We start from the raw sequence: 16,872 nt of genomic DNA, 5'->3' as shown, positions 1-16,872 counted from the left end.
GTCCTTCTGACCGGCTTTACTCGGCTCATCCCGTCCAGACCCCTGGCCGTTACACCGAGTGAGCGTATGAAAACTAGAATCCCCATCGAAGAGCGGTTTCACGCATCGTGCAAGAGTCTGATGCGCAAAGGTATCCGCGCGTCCGTAGTGTGGACGCGGATTGTCTTGTGCTGCGAGCGAAACTGCGAAGATCGTGCAAATGCACGGGAAGGAACGTCATGCAGGGCAGTAGTTCAGTCGCTCGATCCACCCCGCAATCCCTTGACGCGGAAGCCATCGAGGCGGCAGTCAAGCGACTGGACGGCGTCGCCGTACGGACGCCGTTGCAGCGCAACCTCCGGCTCTCCGAACGCACCCGCGCGCAGGTCTGGCTGAAGCGCGAGGATCTGCAGATCGGCCGCTCCTACAAGCTCCGCGGCGCTTACAACCTGATCGCCCAGCTCGACGACGCGGCCAAGTCGGCCGGTGTCGTCTGCGCGAGCGCGGGCAACCACGGCCAGGGGCTGGCGTACTCGTGCCACATCCTCGGTGTCCAGGGCAAGGTCTACGTTCCGCGGACGACGCCGCGCCAGAAGCGGGACCGGATCGCGGCCCTCGGCGGCAAGCAGATCAAGGTGATCGTCACCGGCGACACGTACGACGACGCGGCCGCCGCGGCGCACGCGGAAGGCGAGGCCACCGGGGCGACGATGGTCCCGGCGTTCGACGACCTCAGAACCGTTGCAGGGCAAGGGACTGTGGCCGTCGAGCTGGTCGAGCAGCTCGGTCAGGCGCCCGACGTACTGGTGGTTCCGGTCGGCGGTGGCGGCCTGGTGGCAGGTGTCGCGACCTGGCTGACTCAGCGGCATCCCGGCGTACGCATCGTCGGTGTCGAGCCGGCCGGCGCCGCGAGCATGGCCGCGGCGTTGGCGGCGGGTGAGCCGGTGACGTTGCCGCATGTGGACAGCTTCGTGGACGGCGCCGCCGTACGGCGGGTCGGTGAGGTGACGCTGCCGTTGGTCGAGCGGACCGGCGTCGAGATGATGTCGGTGCCCGAGGGTCTGGTGTGCTCGGAGATGCTCGAGCTCTACCAGACGGACGGTTTGATCGCCGAGCCGGCGGGCGCACTGGCGCCAGGTGCCTTGGGCAACGGTCTGACCGTGCGCCCCGGCGAGACCGTGGTCTGCCTGCTGTCCGGTGGGAACAACGACGTCAGCCGGTACGGCGAGATCCTCGAGCGATCGCTCGTCCACGAAGGGCTGAAGCACTACTTCCTGGTGACGTTCCCGCAGGAGCCCGGCGCCCTTCGCCAGTTCCTCGACGAGGCCCTCGGCCCCGACGACGACATCACGCTCTTCGAGTACGTCAAACGCAACAACCGCGAAACCGGCGTCGCCCTGGTCGGCATCGAGATCAGCCGACCGGACGACCTCGAGGGTTTGCTGGCGCGCATGGACGCCGCACCGCTCGACATCGAGCGCATCAACCCCAACTCACCGGAGTTCCGCTACTTGATCTGAACGCCTCAGTGGGGCGAGTGCCTCGGATGACGGGGATCGTGCGGATGGCTGCCATCCGTCCAATCGTCTGCCCCGTCTTCCGGCGCACGAGTCTCCTCCGGCCGCAGGTCCCGCGCCCGGGTGAGGTGTTCGTCGGACTCCGTCCGAGCCTCCGCCGCGGCCTCGCGTCGTTCGTCGGCGCCGGCCGCGAGCCGACGGGCCTCGGCCGCCTTCTCATCAGCAATAGCCTGTGCCTTGCGCGCCCTCGCGTCGACCTCGTCGGCCGCGGCCTGCTGCTTCTCGGCGTGCATGGCCGATGTCCTTGCCTGTTGCTCGTGCTCGTGCGCTTCCTGCCGCTGCCGCTCGGCCCGCCGCGTCGACACCCGCGACATGGCCCCGGCAACCAACGCCACCACGATCACCAGCACCGCCAGCGCCACGACGATCCACAGGATGGTCATTCCACCCATCGCTCCTCCTCGGCTCGATGTCCAGAACTCCCGGTACCCGGGCTCGCCGCGGCTTAACGCGTCAGACCAGCCCGCGGCGGGCGGCCCAGACGATGGCTTCGATGGCGGTGCTGAAGCCCAGGCGGTCGCAGATCAGGCGAGTACGGCGGCGGACAGTGCGTTCGGACAGATCGAGACGCCGGGCCACGCCGTCGACCGGAAGGCCGGTGGCAAGCAGCCGGAGGAGTTGCAGTTCATCGTGGCTGATCTCGCGGGGTGGCACCCGGCGAGCGAGGGGACGGAATTCCTGGGGGAGGACGGTCATGCGGATCACCCTGTTCCGAACACCCGGGACTCGGCGGCGTCCCAGTCGGCCGGTTTGCCCTGCGGCTCGTAGCGCCGCAGGTGATGCGTGGACCGGACCAGCGCGCGCATCGCGCCCAGGTCCGGCAACGGCTCGCCCAGCGCGCGAGCCTGAACCAGAATGTTGCCCAGCGCCGAGGCCTCGACCGGCCCGGCCAGCACAGGCAACCCACACGCGTCGGCGGTCAACTGGCAGAGCAGTTCGTTCTGCGAGCCGCCACCGATGACATGCAGTACGTCGACCTGCCGGTCCGCGATCGTCTGCGCCTGACGCAACGTCCGGCGGTAGGCGAGCGCGAGACTCTCCAGCACGCAACGGACGAGGGCGGCGCGCGACGACGGCGGTTCCTGCCCGGTCGCCCGGCAGTGCTCCTCGATCCGCCGCGGCATGTTGCCGGGGGCAAGGAACTCGGGAGCGTCCGGATCGATCAGTACGGCGAACGGCGGCAGCTCAGCCGCCTCACGCAGCAACCGCGGCAACTCGGTGGTGCCCCAGGCCCGTAGGGACTCCTGCAGGATCCACAGGCCCATCACGTTCCGCAGGAACCGGATCCGCCCGTCGACCCCGCCCTCGTGCGTGAAGTTGGCCGCCCGGGCCTCGTCCGTCAGTACCGGCTGGTCCAGCTCCAGACCGACCAACGACCAGGTCCCCGACGAGATGTACGCGAACCGCTCGCCCTCCGCAGGCACCGCCACGACGGCCGAGGCCGTGTCGTGCGACCCGACCGCGATCACCGGCGTCGCGGGATCGAGCCCAGTCTCCTCAGCCACCGCCGGCAACAACGTGCCGATCACATCCCCCGGGTCCCGCAACTCCGGCAGAATCCCCAGCGGCACCCCGACCCGCGCCGCCAGTTCCTCACTCCACTCCCGAGCGCGCACGTCGTACAACTGCGTGGTGGACGCGTTCGTCCGCTCGGCCCCGATCTCCCCGGTCAGCCAGTACCCGAGGAGATCCGGGATCATCAGCAAGGTTTTCGCCTGGCTGATAAAGGGCTCGACCACCAATTGGTAGATCGTGTTGAACGGTAGTTGCTGGAGGCCCGTGATGTCGTACAGGTCGGCGGCCGGCACAGACTCCAGGACGCGTTCCATCACGCCGTCGGTGCGGGCGTCCCGGTAGTGGACCGGGTTGCCCAGGAGGCGACTGGCATTGTCGAGCAAGCCATAGTCGACTGCCCACGAGTCGATCCCGACACCGTCCACCGGACCGGTCGAGCGCAGGCCGTCGAGCATCGAGCGGTGGAGATGCAGGACGTCCCAGTGCAAGGTGTCCCGCACCCGGACGGGGCCGTTCCAGAAGCGATGGACCTCCGTCAGGTGGAGGCGGCCGTCGCCGACCGCGCCCAGCATCACCCGCCCGCTGGACGCGCCCAGATCCACTGCGGCAACACGCTTCATCGGGCCACCCGGCGGACATCCAACTCGGTCATGCGACTCCTATCGCAGGAACGCGGCGGCCACGCCGGCATCGACAGGCACGTGCAGACCGGTCGTGTGGGTCAGCTCTCCACCGGTCAGCGCGAACACAGCGGCCGCCACGTGTTCCGGCAGCACCTCCCGCTTGAGCAGTGTCCGCTGCGCGTAGTACGCGCCGAGCTCCGACTCCGGTACGCCGTACACCGCGGCGCGCTGCGCACCCCAGCCCTTCGCGAAGATCCCGGATCCCCGGACGACGCCGTCCGGGTTCACCCCGTTGACACGGATCCCGTACCCGCCGAGCTCGGCCGCGAGCAGCCGAACCTGGTGTGCCTGGTCCGCCTTGGCCGCGCCGTACGCGACGTTGTTCGGGCCGGCGAACACCGAGTTCTTGCTGGAGATGTAGACGATGTCGCCGCCGAGGCCTTGGTCGATCAGCACCTTCGCGGCGGCGCGGGACACCAGGAACGAGCCCTTCGCCATCACGTCGTGCTGCAGGTCCCAGTCGCGCTCGGTGGTCTCCAGCAACGACTTCGAGATCGACAATCCGGCATTGTTGACAATCAGATCGACGCCGCCGAAGGCGAGTACGGCCTCGCGCAGGGCCGCTTCCACCGCCTCGCCCGACGAGACATCGGCGCCCACGGCAACGGCCACGTCGGACGACCCGATCTCCTTCGCCACCGCCTCGGCCGCGGCCAGATCCAGGTCCGCCACCACGACGCAGGCGCCCTCGGCCGCCAGCCGCTGGGCGATCGCCTTCCCGATCCCCGACCCGCCACCGGTGACGAACGCGACCCGCGTCGCCAGCGGCTTCGCCTTGGGCATCCGCTGCAGCTTTGCCTCTTCCAGCGCCCAGTACTCGATCCGGAACTTCTCCCGCTCGTCGATCGGCGCGTACGTCGACACCGCCTCGGCGCCGCGCATCACGTTGATCGCGTTCACGTAGAACTCGCCGGCCACCCGCGCGGTCTGCTTGTCCTTGCCGAAGCTGAACATGCCGACCCCGGGCACCAGTACGATCGCCGGATCCGCACCCCGCATCGCCGGGCTGTCCGGTTCCGCGTGCCGGTTGTAGTAGGCGGCGTAGTCCTCGCGGTAGGCCGCGTGCAACTCGCGAAGCCGCGCCACCGCATCCTCCAGCGGCGCCGTTGCCGGCAGGTCCAGCACCAACGGCCGGACCTTCGTGCGCAGGAAGTGATCCGGGCAGGAGGTGCCCAACGCGGCCAGCTCGGCCAGCTTCTCCCGCGCGGTGAACTCCAGGACGACGTCGGAGTCGGTGTAGTGACCGACCTGCGGCTTGTCGGTCGATGCCAGGCCGCGAATCACCGGGGAGAGGGCCGCAGCGCGCTGACGGCGTTCTTCCGGAGGTAGTGCCTCGAAGCCTTCGACCACAGCGCCGAAGGGTTCGGCGACACCACGGTCGGCCAGGAAGGCTTCCGCCGTACGGATGATCTCCAGCGAGTTGGCCTCGCACTCCGCCGACGTGGCGCCCCACGCGGTGATGCCGTGACCGCCGAGGATGCAGCCGATCGCCTCCGGGTTCTCCCGCTTCACGGCCGCGATGTCGAGACCGAGCTGGAACCCGGGCCGCCGCCACGGCACCCAGACCACGCGCTCACCGAAGCACTCCGCGGTCAGCTTCTCGCCGTCGGCCGCGGTCGCCAGTGCGATCCCGGAGTCCGGGTGCAGGTGGTCGACGTGCGGAGCGTCGACCAGACCGTGCATCGCGGTGTCGATCGACGGAGCCGCGCCGCCCTTGCCGTGCAGGCAATAGTCGAACGCGGCAACCATCTCGTCCTCGCGGTCGACGCCGGGGTACACGTCGACCAGCGAGTTCAGCCGGTCCAGCCGCAGTACGGCGAGACCCTTCGCCGTCAGCGTGCCGAGGTCGCCGCCGGACCCCTTCACCCAGACCAGGTCGACCGGTTGCTGCGTCACCGGGTCGGTCGCCGTCCCCTTCGCCGACGTGTTCCCGCCGGCGTAGTTGGTGTTGCGCGGATCGGCACCGAGTCGGTTGCTGCGCGCAACGAGTTCGGCTGCAGTGTCGGTCATGGTTTTTCAGGCTCCCCATCCGGCTTGCTGGCCGTCGGCGCGGTCTTTCACGATCTGCTCGAAGTACCCGCTGCGCTGGTAGGCGGCGACCGGGTTCGGGTCTAGTCCCTGCGACTCGCGCAGGTCGGCGAGCAGCGGACGGACGTCGGTGTTGTAGGCATCCATCAGCGCGGCGTTGGCCTCGAGCACGTCACCTGATCGCTGGGCCGCGCGCAACGCGTCCCGGTCGACCAGCAGCGCCTTCGCGGTGGCCTCCTGGACATTCATCACCGAGCGGATGATGGCCGGGATCTTCACCTCGATGTTGTGGCACTGGTCGAGCATGAACGCGATCCCGCGGTCCGGGTCGAGCGCGTCGCCACGGACGATCTCGTTCATGATCCGGAACAGCTGGAACGGGTCCGCCGCCCCGACCATCAGGTCGTCGTCGGCGTAGAACCGGCTGTTGAAGTCGAACGCGCCGAGCTTCTTGACCCGCAGCAGGAACGCGACGATGAACTCGATGTTGGTGCCCGGCGCGTGGTGCCCGGTGTCGATGCAGACCGTTGCCTTCGGCCCCAATTCGAGACAGTGCGCGTACGACGTACCCCAGTCCGGCACGTCCGTGGTGTAGAAGGCGGGCTCGAACAGTTTGTACTCCAGCAGCATCCGCTGGTCGTCCCCGAGCCGGTCGTACACCTCCTTCAGCGCGGTGGCGAGCCGGTCCTGCCGCTCCTGGATGTCGTCCTGGCCGGGGTAGTTGGTGCCGTCCGAGAACCACAGCTTCAGGTCACGGGACCCGGTCGCGTCCATAATGTCGACACACTCGAGCAGGTGGTCGGTGGCCTTCCGCCGTACGGCGGGGTCCGGATTGGTGACGCTGCCCAGCTTGTAGTCGTCGTCCTGGAAGACGTTGCTGTTGATCGCGCCGAGCCGGACGCCCTGCTCCTTCGCGTACGCCGAGAGCCGCGCGTAGTCGTCCACCTTGTCCCACGGGATGTGCAGCGCGACGCTCGGCGCGACGCCGGTGTACTTGTGCACGACCGCGGCGTCGGCGATCTTCTCCTCCGGTGAGCGCGGCACCCCCGGCTGGCTGAACACCTTGAACCGGGTGCCGGAGTTCCCGAACGCCCACGAGGGCAGTTCGATCTCCTGGCGGCTGAGGGCGGCCTTCACGGCTTCGGTCGTCATGGTTCAGTCCCCTTCAATATCCAACGCAGTCAGGTGGAAGATCTCAGGCAGTAGCAGGAACGACTCGTCCGGCGGCCGGCCGTCTGTGCCGGTGAAGAAGTCGGTCATCTGGGCTTGCCAGCGGGTGTTGACCTCGGTCGCCGCCATCGCCTTCTGCGCCGCCTCCAGGTCCGCGGACTCGACGTACCCGATCAGCAGGCCGTCGTCGCGGAGGAACAGCGAGTAGTTGTGCCAGCCGGAGTCCCGCAGCGCGGCCTGCATGTCCGGCCAGACGTTCCGGTGGCGTTCGGCGTACTCGTCCAGGCGGTCGGGTCTGACCTGGAGGCAGAAGCAGTAGCGATTCACAAGGTGCCCTCAGAAGTTGAACTGGTCGATGCCGGCGGCGGAGAACTCGGGCCGATCCTCGACACCGGGGAGCCGCGGGCGGGGTCGACCGACACGCCGAGGCGGATCAACAGCCCGTCGGCCATAGTCACCTCCAACTCGGGGCGGCCAGTAGCTGAAAGGTTTCAAGAGGACTGCACGAACGTAAGCGCGGGCCCCTCCAGCCGTCAAGACCTCGCCCACCTGTCGGCGTCCGATCCCGGACCATTACTGCGGAAACAACCCCGCAACCAGGTAGGCTTCGCCAGCTAAGACGTTTCAAACCGGTCCGTCGCAGGATTCTCGACGTGGGGAGGGTGAGCATGCCGGCAGACAGCGCGCCGGAGCAGGCCTCCGGCCCCTCCTCCACGACCTCCCCCTCCGGGATAGGAGGCCGGCGCCGGCGGGCCGCGAAGCGGCATGCCGCGGGCGTCAAGGCAGTGGCGGCGGCAGCGGGAGTGAGTCTGGGAACTGTGTCCAACGTGCTCAACCGGCCCGAGGTGGTCAGTCCGTTGACGCGGGCGAAGGTCGAGGCGGCGATGGCCTCGCTGGGGTTCGTGCGGAACGAATCGGCGCGGCAGCTCCGCGCCGGCAGCAGCCGGATCCTCGCCTACCTGATGCTCGACGCCGGGAACCCGTTCTTCACCGACGTCGCGAAGGGCGTCGAGGAGGCGGCCCGCGCGGCCGGCCTGTCGGTCTTCCTCTGCAACAGCAACGAGGACGTCGACCGCGAGGCCGACTACCTCGACCTGCTCGAACAGCAACGCGTGCAGGGCATCCTGATCACCCCGATCGACCAGAACTCCTCCCGCCTGCGCAAACTCCCCTCCCGCGGTACGCCGGTGGTCGTGGTGGACCGCGCCATCGACGACGGCGAGCACTGCTCGGTCGCGGTGAACGACGTACTCGGCGGTGAGCTCGCCATCGCCCACCTGCTCGAGCTCGGCCACGAACGGATCGCGTACGTCGGCGGCCCGAACACGATCGGCCAGGTCATCGACCGCCGCGACGGCGCCCGCAGCGCACTACGCAAGGCCGGCAGACCGCCGGAGAACCTGATCGAACTGACCACCGGCGCCCTCACCGTCGCCGAAGGCAGGGGCGCAGGGCAACGACTCGCCGGGCTCCCGGCGGCCCGCCGCCCGACCGCCGCGTTCTGCGCGAACGACCTGCTCGCCCTCGGCCTGCTGCAGCAGTGCGTCAGCCTCGGCCTGCGCGTTCCCGAGGACCTCGCGATCGTCGGGTACGACGACATCGAGTTCGCCGAGGCGGCCGCCGTACCGCTGACGTCGGTCCGTCAGCCGCGGCAGCTACTCGGCCGGACCGCCGCGGAGCTGCTGCTGGACGAGTCATCCAACCCGGACCACGAACACCAACGGGTCACGTTCACCCCCGAGCTCGTCGTACGGACCTCGACCCGCGGCACCCTCTGATCCCCCGGCCGGTGGGATGTGTGAGCTTGCGGCGGATGGTGGACTCCACTGGTCGCGCTATGGTGGCGAGGCGAGTGGTCCACTGGGCGAGGTGACACATGCGCGTCGCTGGCGGGGGTTTGGTGCGGCGATGGGGCGGCCGTGCTGTCGGCCTGGCGATTACCGGCGTCGGCCTGTACATCGTGGCGCCGAGCATTCTGTCCCTGTTCGGAGCCTGGCCACGCCTTGCGGACGTGGAGTTCTGGTGGTTCCCGGTCCTCGTAGTACTGGAGTTCGCCAGCTTCGCCGCACTGTGGTGGCTCGCCAGACTGGCGTTGGCCCAGCACGCCGCGGACGAGGAGCCACGACCCGTCCATGCGGGGTGGGGCACGATCGCGACGGCGCAACTGGCCGGGAACGCGGCCAGCAAGGTCGTCCCCGGCGGCGCGGCCACCGGTGGGGTCCTCCAGGCCAGGCTCCTGATCCAAGCCGGGCAGCCGGCCGCAGTCGTCGCCTCCGCCCTGACCGCGATCGGCCTGATCACCACCGGCGTGCTCTTGCTGCTGCCGGTCCTCACGGTGCCCGCGGTGCTGATCGGTCCACCACCCGCTCGGCAGCTCGAGCTCGGCCTCCTGGTCTCACTGATCATGGCGATCGTCATCGTCGGTCTCGGGCTCACCGCACTCACCTGGAAGCGGTTCGTCGTACTGGTCGGTCGTGCGACCGGTCGCATCATCCACGTCGTGAAGCACAGCGTGACCGCCGACAGCTGTGCTGCGTTGCTGGTCACCCAGCGGGACCGGGTGGCCGCTGCGTTCGAGGGCCGCTGGTGGGCCGCTGCCTTAGCGGCGGCGGCGAACCGCATGTTCGACTACGCCGCGCTCGTGGCCGCGCTGGTGGCGCTCGACGCGCATGCCCGCCCCTCCATGGTGCTGCTGGCCTATGTCGTCGCTCAGGCCCTCGCGATGATCCCGATAACGCCGGGCGGTCTCGGCTTCGTCGACGCCGGTCTGACAGCGCTGCTCGTCCTCATCGGAGTCAGCGCGGACACCGCACTCATCGGGACGCTCCTGTACCGGCTCGTCTCCTTCTGGCTGCCGATCCCGGTGGGCCTGCTGGCCTGGGCGGGCTGGCGGATCCACCGGCATGTCACCGATCCATCGAGAACAGAGGCGCCCCCGCCCGCCGGGGAAGACGTGTAGCGGTCAAGCGCCGTAGGCAGCGAGGAACACCTCGGTCGCCTGGTCCGCGAGCTTGTCGAGCTCGCCGGGGGCCGGGCGCTCCCGGGTGCCGGCGAACATCGCCCGGTTCATCGGCTTGTACATGACCAGCCCCGCGAACTGGTACGCCGCGAGCGTCGGGTCCTCGAGTTCACGCAGCAAGCCGCGGTCGGTAAGTCGGGTGAGCGCTTCGCCCAGCGCCTCCAGTGACTTCTCGAAACCGCTGGTGAACCACGCCCCGCACACCTCGGGGAACCGATCGGCCTCGGCGATCACGAGCCGGCGCAGCTGGAGGACGCTGGCCGCGGTGAGGCTGTCGAGGAGTCGGCGAGCCAGCGCCTGCAGGCCTTCACGCGCGTCCGCGGCCCCGTCGAGGGTCTCGGCGTACGCCTGGACGAGTCCGTCCATCAGCTGATCGCTGGTGCCGAGGACGATCTCGGCGAACAGGCGTTCCTTGTTCTCGAACTGCTTGTAGACGGTCTGCTTGGAGACGCCGGCCTTCGCGGCGACCTCGTCCATGCTCGCGCCGAGGTACCCGTGCTGGAGGAAGACCTCGGTCGCCGCGGCCAGGATCGCCCGGCGCTTGCGCGGCGTCCGGCCCTCGCCCTCGATCGTGACGGCCTGCTCCGGCTGCCAGACGGCGGCCCGCTGTCGATACTCCACGACGTCCTCCTCTGCGGTCACGGAAATCATACTAGACAGTCCAGTTCTTTTCTGAGTACTGTACGGTCCAGTTCCCAACGACCACAGAGGAGAAGGACGATGAGCACACTGAAGTCCGCCGACGGCACGACGATCGCCTTCGAGGCGTGGGGCGAGGGGCGGCCGCTGATCCTGGTCGACGGCGCCACTGCCCACCGCGCGGTCAACCCGGCGAATGCCGAGGTGGCGAAGCTGCTGAGCGACGAATTCCGGGTCTACGCCTACGACCGGCGCGGACGCGGTGAGAGCACCGACACCGCGCCGTACGCGATCCAGCGGGAGATCGAGGACATCGGCGCGCTGATCGGGGACGCTGGGCAGCCGGCCATCGTGTTCGGCTGGTCCTCCGGTTCACTTCTGGCTCTGGACGCGGCGGCGGCCGGGCTGCCGATCTCCGCGTTGGCTCTGTTTGAGCCGCCGGTGGTGGTCGACGACTCGCGTCCGCCGCTGCCGTCCGACTACGTCGAGCAACTCGACGCGTTCGTCGCGGCCGGTCAGCGGGACAAGGCGGCGGAGCTGTTCATGACAGCCGCGGCCGGGATGCCGGCCGAGTTCGTCGCGGGAATCCGGCAGAGCCCGTACTGGGCGCCGATCGAGGACATCGCGCCCACGATCTCGTACGACGGCCGCATCATGGGGACCACGATGTCCGGCAACCCACTGCCCGCGGACCGCTGGGCGGCGATCGACGTACCCGTCCTGGTCATGCATGGCGACAAGACGGCACCGTGGCTGATCTCGGGTGCGGAAGCAATGGCCGCTCACCTCCGGACTGCGACGCTGAAGCCTGTCCCGGGTGAGAACCACAGCACGGAGCCGTCCGTACTCGCTCCCGTCCTGCGCCAGTTCGCACACGAGGCGTGACGGCCATGGGGACTCTGGTGGTGACCACGTTCATCTCGCTCGACGGGGTCGCCGAGGCGCCGGGCGGGGGAGATTTCAAGTACGCCGAGTGGAGCTTCGCGTTCGACCGTGGTGAGGACGGGGAGCGGTTCAAGCACGACGAGGCGCTCGGCGCGGAGGCGTTGCTGATCGGGCGGACGACGTACGAAGGCTTCGCGGCGGCCTGGCCGGACTACGAGGGCGAACTGGCCGACAAGTACAACAGCATGCCGAAGTACGTCGTCTCCACCACGCTGACCGACCCCGCCTGGAACAACACCCGAGTGCTGTCAGGCGACGTGGTCGCGGAGGTGACCAAGCTCAAGAACGAGGTCACCGGCGAGATCCAGGTCCCCGGCAGCATCCGTCTGGTCCAAGCACTCCTGGCCGCCGACCTGGTCGACGAGATCCACCTGATGACCTTCCCCGTCATCCTCGGCACCGGCCGCCGCCTCTTCGCCGAAACCCCCGAAAAGACCAAGTGGCACCTAACCCAGTCCAAAACCTTCGGCGAAGGCATCCCCGTCACGGTGTACCAACGCGACCTGTCGTAAATCACCTGCGATCAGCGCTCCCGTTTGGCCTAGGGGTGGTGAGACGCTTTGGGGGTGGACAGGGATGGATTCTGGGGGCTGGTTGAGGATGCGCGCGGTGGGGTGGACGACACCGTGGCGGATCCGGACGGGGTTGCGGACGCGCTGACCAAGGTGCTGGGTGGGCTGGAGGCCGCCGAGATCGCGGGGTTCGGGGTCGAACTCGCGCGGTTGCAGGTCGAGTCTTTCCGGTGGGATCTGTGGGCGGCGGCGTACCTGATCAACTCGGGGGCCTCGGAGGACGGGTTCGACTCGTTCCGGGGCTGGCTGGTCGCGCAAGGGCGGGAGGTCTGGGAGGCCGCGCTGGCCGAGCCGGACTCGCTCGCCGACGTGGTCGACGAGGACCGGCCGGAAGGCTTCGAGGGATTCGACGGTGAAGGCCTGCTGCATGTCGGCAGTCACGCGTACAAGAACGTGACCGGCGACGAGGCGGCGTACTGGAAGGCGGTCGACGCGGAGGCGCCGGACACGCCGGACCTGCCGGCCGGCAAGGAGATCGACTTCGACGACGAGGACGACCTGGAGACCCATCTGCCCCGGCTGGCCGCGCTCTACCTCGACGCGTAGCGGTTAGACGGGCTCACGGGGCGGGCGTTTCGAGAGTTAGGCGGGCTCGCCGGACAGGCGTTCGATGGCGGCGCGGAGCCGGCGGCGCCACCCGGACTGACCGGCGTCCTGGTCGGCCGCGGCCAGGCTGACCAGGTGCTGTGCCATCTCGAACCCCTCCGTGGTCTGTGGCTCCACGTCGGTCAGAGCGGCCTGCGGCTCGTCGTGGTCCAGCTCGATCCGCCGGCTCGTCCACCCGAACCCGTCCGGCAGCAGCAACTCCGGCACCAGCGTCTCGTGGCTGAGCGATGTCAGCTCCTCGTCCCCGTTCCCGATGCTGAAGATCGTCGTACCCCGGCGCCGTACGTCGCTGATCCGCTCGAGCAGCGTCTCCGCCGGATCCTCCTCGGCCACCACCAGCAGCGACTCGCCCCGGCCGGCGTCGCGCAACCGGTCCAGTCCGATCGCCAGGTGCGGCGGCGCGTCCGGCGGCGGCGCCCAGCGGACCAGCGACGGCCGGACGTCGTCGACCCCGGCCCGGTGCAGTTCGTCGTCCAGGTGCGCGGTCAGGTGCCATGGCTCGTCGTCGACCGGGCCGAACAGCATCAGCCCACCGGTCCGGGTGGTGAACCGCCGCAGTGAGTGCGCGAACTCGGTCGTCCGGCTGCCCAGCTCAGTACCGGTCAGCATCTCCCGGAGGAGTGAGGCCCTGGTCAGATCCACGGCTCAAACCTGACACATGTCCGGGAGCACCGCGAGTCAGGTCAGCCGGTCCGCCTTCGACTGCAGGTAGTTGCGTTCCGGGACACTCGTCGTACGGCGGGCCGCCAGCAGGTAACTCTCGCGCGCGGCGGCCAGATCGCCCGACATCTCCAGCAGGTGCGCGCGGACCGCCTCCAGCCGGTGGTGATCGGTCATGCGATCGTCGGACTCGAGTGGTTCGAGTACGGCGAGCCCCTCCTTCGGACCGACGGCCATGGCCACCGCGACCGCGTGGTTGAGCTTCACCATCGGGTTGTCGACCATCTGCTCGAGTACGTCGTACAACGCGACGATCTGCCGCCAGTCGGTGTCCTCAGCCCGCTCGGCGGTGTCATGTACCGCGGCGATCGCGGCCTGCACCTGATACGGCCCGAGCTGCGTACGGGACAGCGCATCTGTCACCAGCGCCTCACCCTCGACGATGACCGCCTTGTTCCACTTGGAGCGGTCCTGCTCGGCCAACGGGATCAGCGAACCTTCCGCACCGGTCCGCGCCGGCCGACGCGCATCGGTGAGCAGCATGAGCGCCAGCAACCCCGCCACCTCACCGTCATCGGGCAGCAGCTTGCGCACGCCCCGCACCAGCCGGATCGCCTCGGTGGTGAGCTCCGCGCTGTGTAACGACGTACCCGACGACGCGGTGTAGCCCTCGTTGAAGATCAGGTAGAGGACGTGCAGTACGGCGCCCATCCGCTCGTCCCGCTCCGCCTCGGGCGGCAGCTCGAACGTACTGCCCGCCTGCTTGATGCTGCGTTTCGCCCGGCTGATCCGCTGCGCCATGGTTGCCTCCGGCACCAAGAACGCGGCCGCGATCTGCGCGGTGGTGAGACCACCGACCGCGCGCAGCGTCAGCGCGATCTGCGAGGCCGGCGACAGCGCCGGGTGGCAGCACAGGAACAGCAGCGTCAGCGTGTCGTCCCTGCCACCCGGATCGTCGATTTCCGGGCCTGCGGCAACGAATTCCTCGGGCGGGGCGAGCTGGGCCACGTTCTCCTCGCGCCGTCGCCGGGCCGACTCGCTGCGCAGCAGATCGGTCAGCCGGCGCGACCCGACCCGGATCAGCCATCCGCGCGGGTTGTCCGGCACACCCTCACTCGGCCACTGCTGAGCCGCCGCGAGCAGCGCCTCCTGGACCGCTTCCTCGGCCAGGTCGAAATGCCCGTAGTGCCGGACCAGCGCACTCAGCACCTGCGGCGCCTGCTCACGCAGCAGCAGCTCGAAGTCGCCGGACTCGGACCGGCCGGCGGGGTCGCTCACATCTCCAGCCCGGACGCGTCCATCACCGGCCGCACCTCCACGGCGACGTACTCCGCGTCCGGCATCCGGGCCGCGTAGCCGATCGCCTGGTCGATGTCGTCGCACTCGACCAGATAGAACCCGGCCAGGTGCTCCTTGGCCTCGGCGTACGGTCCGTCCGTGGTCGTCGCGGTGTCGTCGCGCACCTGCACGGTCCGCGTGGTGATGGGATCCGCCAGCCCGGCCGCACTGACCAGAAGGCCCTGCTCAGTGAGCTCACGCGACAGCGATTCGTGCGCCCGGGACAGACCCTCGCGTTGCTCGGCGGACAGGCTCGCCCAGCTCTCGGCGTTGCTGTAGATCAGCAGCATGTACTTCACAGGCACCATCCTGTCCCTCGGGGAGGCCGCTGTGACCCCCTGTCATCCGGTACGTCGGAACTGGGGTGCCCAAGTTCGACAGTCCGAAATGTCGAAGTGGTCCCAGTGAACCCGACGTCTCCACCGAGTGACGCTCAGCCCGGGCGTCCCCGCCGTACTGGAGATGTCAGATGGTTACCGAATCGAAGCGCTGGTTCGCACTGGCGCTGCTCTGCCTGACCGGGTTCATGATCATCCTGGACGCGTCGATCGTGCTGGTCGCCGTACCGTCCATCGAGCGTGAGCTGACCTTCTCGACCGGTGGCGTGCAGTGGGTGCCCAGCGGCTACGCGCTGATGTTCGGCGGTCTGCTCCTGCTCGGGGGCCGCATCTCCGACCTGCTGGGTAGGCGGCGGGTGTTCATCACCGGACTGCTGCTGTTCGCCGGGTCTTCGCTGCTCTGCGGGTTCGCGTGGAGCGGTGACGCCCTGGTCCTCGCGCGGGGGCTGCAGGGCGCGGCGGCCGCCGTACTGGCGCCGAGTGCGCTGTCGATCGTGATGACCACGTTCCCCGGGGGTCCGGATCGCAACAAGGCGCTCGGGATCTGGGGAGCGACCAGTGGAGTCGGCGGTACGGCGGGGTCCCTCATCGGAGGACCCGTCACGGACGGACTCGGCTGGCAGTGGATCTTCTTCATCAACGTGCCGGTCTGCCTGCTGGTCGCCGTACTGGCTCCCGTTCTGCTGCTGGACAGCCGTGGACCGGGCCGCCGCGGTTTCGATGTGGCCGGCGCTGTCACGGTGACCAGTGCGCTCATCGTGCTCGTGTACGCCGTCATCGAAGCGCCTGACTCGGCGATCGGGTGGACCGTCTTGCTGGTGCTGTTGTCGGCCGGTCTGTTCGCACTGTTCGTGCTCGTGGAGAAGCGGTCCGCCGCACCGCTCGTACCGCTGCGGATCTTCCGCTCGCGCGCGCTGGTCGGCGGCAACCTGATCACGATCGCTTGGGGGCTGGCGGCGTTCGGGCTGAACTTCATCTACACGCAGTACGCCCAACTGGCGCTGGGCGTCTCCGCGATCCGCTACGGCCTCATGTCCGCCGTACTCGCGGCTGCCGCAGTGGTCGGCTCCATGGTCGGACAGCACCTCGTCACCCGAGTGGGGATGCGCAGGGTCGCGCTCGTCTCGCTACTGCTCGCCGGCGTCGGAACCACCGTGATGACTCAGCTGACCGTGGACTCCGGGTATTTCGAGCTGGCCTTCTGGGGTCTGACGATCTTCGGCGCCGGACTTGGTGCCGGAACGGTCGCAGGGGCTATCGCCGCCCTCAGCGACGTGGCCGGACCGGACTCCGGTGTCGCCTCCGGCCTGCAGAACGCCAGCTTCCAGATCGGTGGTGCAGTCGGCATCGCCGTACTCTCCGCGGTCGCCACAGGCAATACGACGGGCGCCACAGCGACCGCGCTCACCCACGGCTACCGGGTTGCGTTCATGGCGGTGTGGTTGTTCATCGCGCTGGGTCTGGCAGGCTGCGCACTCCTCCTCGATCGGAAGCGCTCACCGCGGCTCGAGCCAGTGGCGTCGTGACATCAAACGATTGTTGGAGGTTCGGAGCGGCGCGTCCGGGGCACCGGAGCTCTGTGGCTGCGAGCGACCGCCCGGCAGCTCTTAGAAGGAGGCTCCATGCTCATCCTCGGTTTGATCCTGCTGATTCTGGGATTCTTGCTGAGTATTCCGATCCTGTGGACCATCGGCATCGTGTTGCTGGTGGTCGGAGCGGTGCTCTTCCTGCTCGGATCGACAGGCCGGGCCGTCGGCGGACGCCGGCACTGGTACTGATCCACCCCTAGTCCGACCTGACACC

Annotated in this window: 18 protein-coding genes; 8 read left to right on the top strand and 10 right to left on the bottom strand. The window is 68.8% G+C overall.

The window, feature by feature from the left end; translation table 11 throughout:
• The first annotated feature begins 218 nt into the window (after positions 1 to 218).
• Entirely contained in the window at positions 219 to 1,499 is a 1,281-nt protein-coding gene (ilvA, locus tag OG876_RS13190) for a threonine ammonia-lyase IlvA (protein ID WP_328525119.1), read from the top strand.
• Between the two features lie 5 nt (positions 1,500 to 1,504).
• Here the strand turns inward: ilvA and OG876_RS13185 are convergent, their stop codons facing one another.
• The 6 genes from OG876_RS13185 to OG876_RS13160 all read right to left on the bottom strand — a co-directional run bounded on the left by OG876_RS13185 (position 1,505) and on the right by OG876_RS13160 (position 7,279).
• Positions 1,505 to 1,948, bottom strand: coding sequence for a hypothetical protein (locus OG876_RS13185; RefSeq protein ID WP_328525118.1), 444 nt, complete (start codon positions 1,946 to 1,948; stop codon positions 1,505 to 1,507).
• 61 nt (positions 1,949 to 2,009) lie between these two features.
• Positions 2,010 to 2,252 (bottom strand): LuxR C-terminal-related transcriptional regulator, encoded by a 243-nt coding sequence (locus tag OG876_RS13180; protein ID WP_328525117.1) that lies wholly within the window; start codon positions 2,250 to 2,252, stop codon positions 2,010 to 2,012.
• A 5-nt stretch (positions 2,253 to 2,257) separates the two neighbouring features.
• Positions 2,258 to 3,691 carry a rhamnulokinase gene (locus OG876_RS13175; protein WP_328525116.1) on the bottom strand — a complete coding sequence of 478 codons (1,434 nt, stop codon included), beginning with the start codon at positions 3,689 to 3,691 and terminating at the stop codon, positions 2,258 to 2,260.
• 39 nt (positions 3,692 to 3,730) lie between these two features.
• A complete protein-coding gene (locus OG876_RS13170; RefSeq protein WP_328525115.1) occupies positions 3,731 to 5,764 on the bottom strand; it encodes a bifunctional aldolase/short-chain dehydrogenase in 2,034 nt (677 codons plus the stop codon).
• 6 nt (positions 5,765 to 5,770) lie between these two features.
• Entirely contained in the window at positions 5,771 to 6,934 is a 1,164-nt protein-coding gene (rhaI, locus tag OG876_RS13165; RefSeq protein WP_328525114.1) for an L-rhamnose isomerase, read from the bottom strand.
• 3 nt (positions 6,935 to 6,937) lie between these two features.
• Positions 6,938 to 7,279 (bottom strand): L-rhamnose mutarotase, encoded by a 342-nt coding sequence (locus OG876_RS13160; RefSeq protein ID WP_328525113.1) that lies wholly within the window; start codon positions 7,277 to 7,279, stop codon positions 6,938 to 6,940.
• A 341-nt stretch (positions 7,280 to 7,620) separates the two neighbouring features.
• On the opposite strand from OG876_RS13160, the gene OG876_RS13155 reads away from it, so the two are divergent.
• Together OG876_RS13155 and OG876_RS13150 are read left to right on the top strand one after the other, a co-directional pair.
• Positions 7,621 to 8,730: a LacI family DNA-binding transcriptional regulator gene (locus tag OG876_RS13155; protein ID WP_328525112.1), complete on the top strand. Its 1,110-nt coding sequence runs from the start codon at positions 7,621 to 7,623 to the stop codon at positions 8,728 to 8,730.
• Positions 8,731 to 8,828: 98 nt separating this feature from the next.
• Positions 8,829 to 9,911: a lysylphosphatidylglycerol synthase transmembrane domain-containing protein gene (locus OG876_RS13150; RefSeq protein ID WP_328525111.1), complete on the top strand. Its 1,083-nt coding sequence runs from the start codon at positions 8,829 to 8,831 to the stop codon at positions 9,909 to 9,911.
• A gap of 3 nt (positions 9,912 to 9,914) precedes the next feature.
• On the opposite strand, the gene OG876_RS13145 is transcribed toward OG876_RS13150, so the two are convergent.
• Positions 9,915 to 10,613, bottom strand: a complete 699-nt coding sequence (locus tag OG876_RS13145; RefSeq protein ID WP_328525110.1) for a TetR/AcrR family transcriptional regulator — start codon at positions 10,611 to 10,613, stop codon at positions 9,915 to 9,917.
• A gap of 78 nt (positions 10,614 to 10,691) precedes the next feature.
• Here OG876_RS13145 and OG876_RS13140 point away from each other — a divergent pair, with 78 nt between their 5' ends.
• Genes OG876_RS13140 through OG876_RS13130 form a run of 3 tightly spaced genes read left to right on the top strand, consistent with a single transcriptional unit; the run spans position 10,692 to position 12,673 of the window.
• A complete protein-coding gene (locus tag OG876_RS13140; protein WP_328525109.1) occupies positions 10,692 to 11,495 on the top strand; it encodes an alpha/beta fold hydrolase in 804 nt (267 codons plus the stop codon).
• A 5-nt stretch (positions 11,496 to 11,500) separates the two neighbouring features.
• On the top strand, positions 11,501 to 12,067 hold the full coding sequence (locus OG876_RS13135) for a dihydrofolate reductase family protein (protein ID WP_328525108.1): 567 nt from the start codon (positions 11,501 to 11,503) through the stop codon (positions 12,065 to 12,067).
• Positions 12,068 to 12,121: 54 nt separating this feature from the next.
• Entirely contained in the window at positions 12,122 to 12,673 is a 552-nt protein-coding gene (locus OG876_RS13130; RefSeq protein WP_328525107.1) for a DUF4240 domain-containing protein, read from the top strand.
• Positions 12,674 to 12,709: 36 nt separating this feature from the next.
• On the opposite strand, the gene OG876_RS13125 is transcribed toward OG876_RS13130, so the two are convergent.
• From OG876_RS13125 to OG876_RS13115, 3 genes are read right to left on the bottom strand one after another with little or no spacing between them, the layout of a single operon-like run.
• Positions 12,710 to 13,375: a hypothetical protein gene (locus tag OG876_RS13125; protein ID WP_328525106.1), complete on the bottom strand. Its 666-nt coding sequence runs from the start codon at positions 13,373 to 13,375 to the stop codon at positions 12,710 to 12,712.
• Positions 13,376 to 13,411: 36 nt separating this feature from the next.
• Entirely contained in the window at positions 13,412 to 14,671 is a 1,260-nt protein-coding gene (locus OG876_RS13120) for an RNA polymerase sigma factor (protein ID WP_328525105.1), read from the bottom strand.
• Positions 14,668 to 15,021: a YciI family protein gene (locus OG876_RS13115; RefSeq protein WP_328526901.1), complete on the bottom strand. Its 354-nt coding sequence runs from the start codon at positions 15,019 to 15,021 to the stop codon at positions 14,668 to 14,670. Before OG876_RS13115 ends, OG876_RS13120 begins: the two co-directional genes overlap by 4 nt.
• Positions 15,022 to 15,200: 179 nt before the next feature.
• Here OG876_RS13115 and OG876_RS13110 point away from each other — a divergent pair, with 179 nt between their 5' ends.
• Positions 15,201 to 16,595: an MFS transporter gene (locus tag OG876_RS13110; protein WP_328525104.1), complete on the top strand. Its 1,395-nt coding sequence runs from the start codon at positions 15,201 to 15,203 to the stop codon at positions 16,593 to 16,595.
• A gap of 96 nt (positions 16,596 to 16,691) precedes the next feature.
• Positions 16,692 to 16,847, top strand: coding sequence for a DUF6131 family protein (locus OG876_RS13105; protein ID WP_166679556.1), 156 nt, complete (start codon positions 16,692 to 16,694; stop codon positions 16,845 to 16,847).
• Positions 16,848 to 16,872: the final 25 nt, after the last annotated feature.

Origin of the sequence: Kribbella sp. NBC_00359 (genome assembly GCF_036097425.1) — a bacterium.
Classification (GTDB): Bacteria; Actinomycetota; Actinomycetes; order Propionibacteriales; family Kribbellaceae; genus Kribbella.
The sequence above is the reverse complement of the archived record's forward strand: the minus strand, read 5'-3'. Positions and strand labels throughout refer to the sequence as shown.

Excerpts from the sequence above, each read along its gene's own strand:
- ilvA (WP_328525119.1), top strand. The coding sequence starts at position 219 with ATGCAGGGCAGTAGTTCAGTCGCTCGATCCACCCCGCAATCCCTTGAC.
- OG876_RS13185 (WP_328525118.1), bottom strand. The coding sequence starts at position 1,948 with ATGGGTGGAATGACCATCCTGTGGATCGTCGTGGCGCTGGCGGTGCTG.
- OG876_RS13180 (WP_328525117.1), bottom strand. The coding sequence starts at position 2,252 with ATGACCGTCCTCCCCCAGGAATTCCGTCCCCTCGCTCGCCGGGTGCCA.
- OG876_RS13175 (WP_328525116.1), bottom strand. The coding sequence starts at position 3,691 with ATGAAGCGTGTTGCCGCAGTGGATCTGGGCGCGTCCAGCGGGCGGGTG.
- OG876_RS13170 (WP_328525115.1), bottom strand. The coding sequence starts at position 5,764 with ATGACCGACACTGCAGCCGAACTCGTTGCGCGCAGCAACCGACTCGGT.
- rhaI (WP_328525114.1), bottom strand. The coding sequence starts at position 6,934 with ATGACGACCGAAGCCGTGAAGGCCGCCCTCAGCCGCCAGGAGATCGAA.
- OG876_RS13155 (WP_328525112.1), top strand. The coding sequence starts at position 7,621 with ATGCCGGCAGACAGCGCGCCGGAGCAGGCCTCCGGCCCCTCCTCCACG.
- OG876_RS13150 (WP_328525111.1), top strand. The coding sequence starts at position 8,829 with ATGCGCGTCGCTGGCGGGGGTTTGGTGCGGCGATGGGGCGGCCGTGCT.
- OG876_RS13140 (WP_328525109.1), top strand. The coding sequence starts at position 10,692 with ATGAGCACACTGAAGTCCGCCGACGGCACGACGATCGCCTTCGAGGCG.
- OG876_RS13135 (WP_328525108.1), top strand. The coding sequence starts at position 11,501 with ATGGGGACTCTGGTGGTGACCACGTTCATCTCGCTCGACGGGGTCGCC.
- OG876_RS13115 (WP_328526901.1), bottom strand. The coding sequence starts at position 15,021 with ATGCTGCTGATCTACAGCAACGCCGAGAGCTGGGCGAGCCTGTCCGCC.
- OG876_RS13110 (WP_328525104.1), top strand. The coding sequence starts at position 15,201 with ATGGTTACCGAATCGAAGCGCTGGTTCGCACTGGCGCTGCTCTGCCTG.
- OG876_RS13105 (WP_166679556.1), top strand. The coding sequence starts at position 16,692 with ATGCTCATCCTCGGTTTGATCCTGCTGATTCTGGGATTCTTGCTGAGT.